The following is a 4591-nucleotide window of genomic DNA, read 5'->3' as shown; positions in this document are numbered from 1 at the left end:
CACTCACCCCAAACGAATCCCCATGCTTTGAGATAGATGTAATTACTCTTGACACTAAAAGCCTTGAAGATAACGGCTTAGGCTTTGAAGTAGGTTTAGACTCAAGCTTAAATTTAAGCCCAAGAGATGCCTTGGGCTTTAGCTCCATAAAAACCAAATTTCAAAGCTATCTTAACTCTAGCCTATCTACTCTTGGTTTTAAACCTGGTATGTGTCTAGGAGAAAAGAGCATAAACTCTGTCGTCACAGCTTTTAATAATGAGATTGTTGCATCAGGCTATATAACAACCACAGCTTCTTTAAAACCACTAAACCTAAAATCAAAAAAGCTTGAATTTAAACCAAATGTAGGCACTATAAATAGCATATCAATTAACAACAACGATAACCAAAGGCATAGGGCTATGTTATTTAGTGCATTTGGACAAATTAATCATAATAAACCTCTAAATATAAGAGATATCGAACAAGCACTTGAGAACATCTCAAACGCTACATTTGCAGATGTTGGAATTTCGCTATCCCCATCAGCCATGGCTAATTCAACTAATATTATTATATCAAGAACAAGCAGGTATTTGCCGTTCTCGCTTTATCTAAGTTTAGATAATGCAGGTAGCAGGGAGACTGGCAGATATCAAGCAAGCACAACGCTAAGTGGTATTAATTTACTTGGTTTTAATGAAATCTACACCCTAAGCCTTGGTAAGGCTGTACTAAACAATGAAAGAACAAATTTAAAAGATGATAGTAAAAAGGGCAGCTCGCACAACCACTATATAAATTTCACTATCCCATTTGGATATTATAGCCTTGCATATACAAACTCACGCTATAGCTACGATCAAATAATAGCTGGTGTAAATAACCTGTATAAATATAGTGGCGTTTCAAGAGTACAAAGCTTAAATTTAAGCTATCTGTTTTATAGAGATCAGAGTATAAAATCAAGTGTATTTATAAGTCTATTTAAAAGAGATAGCAAAAACTATATAGAAGAGTTTGAACTAAAAAATCAAAGAAGGGTAACGGCTGGATACGAGATAGGAGTTAAATCACAGCTAAATTTAAATAGCTCTCAGATAAACAGTTCGCTCTCATATAAGCGTGGCACTGGCATGCTAGGAGCTATAAGAGCTCCTGAAGAGAACATAGCTGAAGGCACAAGTAGGATGAGGATCTGGCTGCTTGATATAGGATATAAACACAAACTAAGTAATAGCCTAAGCTATGATGCAAATCTACATGCTCAGTATAATAAAAGCAAACTAACCATTCAAGATAGGTTAAGCATAGGTGGGATTTATAGTGTTAGGGGATTTGATGGGCAGATGAGCTTGGTTGGACAAAAGGGATTATATCTAAGAAATATGTTATCATACAACTACACTTTAAACCATGCAATCTATCTTGCATTAGACGGTGGGGCTGTGTATGATACCACTTCGCAAGTTCATGGCTCAAACAAGCTAGCTGGGGCAGGTGTAGGCATAAAAGGGGTGTTTGATATAATGGGATCAAATTTAAGCTATGATCTGCTGATATCTAGGCCATTATATAAGCCAGAGTATTTTAAGAGTAAAGATACGCATGTAGGATTTAGAATTGGGTGGAGGTTTTAGGATGGGCAATATTGTAAAATGGTTTAATGCTATTACACCAATGTTTGCTAAAAAGATGCTATCTTGCATACTAAGCATCTTTTTAGCAATCTCCACCTCCCTTGCAAACATCATCCCTGATTTATCTGCAGCTAAATCAAACCAACCAGTTATCTTAAAAGCTAACAATGAAGCTTTAATAGTAAATATAGTAACTCCTAATAATAAAGGCATCTCATTTAATGAATACTCTAAATTTAATACCCCTGATACTGGCACAGTATTAAATAACTCAGTAAATGGAGATACTACTAGCATAGCTGGATTTGTTGGGGCTAATCCCTTTTTAAATGGCGGATCTGCTAAATTAATAGTAAATCAAGTAAATTCAAATGACCCATCACTTCTAAAAGGCAATCTAGAAATAGCAGGAAGCAAAGCTGATTTAATAATAGCTAATCCTAGTGGAATAAATATAAATGGTCTAAATATAATAAATTCAAACTCATCTACATTTAGTACTGCTAAGCTAAATCTAAATACTAATGGTGATTTGGCACCAATTAACCTATCATCACCAAATAAAAACCTAAGCCAATCAGTTATTAACATCCAAGGCAATGGCTTAAATGATAAAAACTCAAACTATACAAATATCATAGCAGATACTATAAAAATAGCTAGTGCAATTTATGCTAATGAGCTAAATTTAATCTCAAGTGATAGTAAGATAAAAAGCAAAGATAATAAGATATTTAATGATGTAGCTATAAACAATCAAGACAGATTACTAACTAATGTAGCAAACAACAACCAAGACACTGCTAATACAACTAACCCTACTCCTGCTATCTTGATTGATAGCACAGCCCTTGGTGGAATGTATGCAAATAAGATAAATATCATAGCCACTAAAGATGGAGTTGGTGTAAATAATGCTGGTATTATAAAGGCAAACCAGATAAAGATAAACTCAAATGGCGACATCATTAACCAAAACATCATACAAGCACAAACCAATCTAGATGCCCACTCAAACAACGCCATTACTAACAAAGACAAAGCAAACATCCTAAGTGGCTCTGATATAAAGCTATCAGCTAAACAGATAAATAACATGGCTAACTCAAACATAGTAGCCGCAAATAGTCTAAATTTAAAAGCCAGTGAGATAAACAACGCATCGTCGCTGATACTTGCTGACAATATAGATGCCAAAGCAGATAAACTAAACAACTACTCACTAAATAAACTTGAAAAACAACAGCAAACCTTTAGCTCTACGCTTGATCTAAAATGTTGTGGCGAAAAACTATTTAAACTAAGTGCTGATATAAAAAAGATAAAAGATGAGATCATAAACCAGTGGCAACTTGAAAATAAAGCCTACAGTGATGATGAACTAAATTTAGAACTTTATAACAGAGTAGTTTCACAAGATAGCGTAGCTTACGCCTTAAATTTACAAAAAGATAGTCATCTTCATGGCACTAGCTCACACCCTTTTACATCTATTAAACTAGATGAAGCTTTAAATTCTATCATTGTCACAACCACGCATGCAAAAGATAATGAAAAGACTAGAACGCTTTATTATTCAATCACCAAAGAATTTATTACTCCTGATAGTCTAGCAAATTTTATCCCTTCTAAGATTTATGCAAGTAGTGATATAAACTTCAACATAGCCACCATCACAAACGATAAAAGCCAGATCTATGCTGGCAATGACATAAGACTAAATGCAAGTTTGCTTAATAATATAGGCTATGATCTAAGCAGAAGTGTTAGCTCGCATACATCATATTACTGGGAAGAAAAGGTAAAGTGGTATAAAAATGGTAGTTTAAAAACAAAGTGGGAAACTAAAGGTGGTGATGGTGAACATATCAACCGCCATTACGCCGATGATGGCTATATGGCTATATTTGCAGCTAATAATAACTTCTATGCAAGCCTAACTAATTTAAATAATGGTGATATAAATAGCAAAGCCAATAAAACAATAGATATACCTAAATTTCAGCCAAATCATATCTTGCCTACCACATATCTTCCTGTTAATACTGGCTTTTTATATACAAACGATGGTAGCTCACCAGCATTTACTCTAGGTAAATTTGACACATTATATAAAGATATGAATGCTCTTTTATCAAGTAGCTTTGACAAAAGCAAAGGCTATAAACAAAGCTCTAGCTCACTACTCATAGCTAAAAATGAGATAAGCATAGATGCAGATGGCAACATATTTAATAGCGCAGCAATGATAGCTAATAACATAAGCCTAAACGCAAACTCTATCACAAACAAAGATGCTACCCTTATAGCAGATAGTGCTATAAGCCTAAATGCCAACAAAGACCTAAATCTAATCTCCACATCTGCTAGTGCTAATCAAATAGTCCTAAATGCAAATGATATAAATATAAATCAAACATCACAAACCACCCATGGTAAAAACTATACTTCAACCACACTAGGATCTAGATCAAATTTAAACTCAACCCAAAGCCTAGAAATAAAAGCTAACAATGATATATCTATAAATGGTGCTATACTAAACTCAGACCAAGATATAAACCTAAAAGCAGATAATAGCCTTGTCATAAAAACCAGCCAAAGCAGAGATAGCTTTAATATAGGTGGCAAGGATACAACCTTTAAAGGCGCTATCACAAAAAATACATCATCAAATTTAAAAGCAGCCAACATAAATGCTAGGGCAAATAACATTAGCTTAGTAGGAGCAAATCTAAATGCAAATGAGAGCATAAACCTAAAAGCAGATAATGACATAGAGATTTCATCTATAAACAACCAAATAGATCTAACAAGCACAGTTAATAAAAAAGGCTTTTTATCTAAAAAGCAAACAACCACAAAAACCATAAAAGAGGATGTTGTATCATCAAATTTAAATGCTAATAACATAAACATAATCTCAAATAAAGATACAACTATACAGGGGGTGAATTTAGTAGCGGATA

General features: G+C 33.9%; 2 protein-coding genes. Both read left to right on the top strand.

What is annotated here, in order from left to right:
• Window positions 1-1622 (top strand): ShlB/FhaC/HecB family hemolysin secretion/activation protein (locus U5B17_RS09545; RefSeq protein ID WP_430805117.1); only part of this gene is annotated, 1622 nt, incomplete at its 5' end.
• A 1-nt stretch (window position 1623) separates the two neighbouring features.
• Window positions 1624-4591, top strand: a 2968-nt coding sequence (locus tag U5B17_RS09540; RefSeq protein WP_430805116.1) for a two-partner secretion domain-containing protein, incomplete at its 3' end; no start/stop codon positions are given.

Origin of the sequence: Campylobacter australis, assembly GCF_050586305.1 — a bacterium.
In the GTDB taxonomy this organism is placed as follows: Bacteria; Campylobacterota; Campylobacteria; order Campylobacterales; family Campylobacteraceae; genus Campylobacter_A.
Note: the sequence above shows the minus strand (reverse complement) of the source record. Positions and strands in the feature narration are given on the sequence as shown.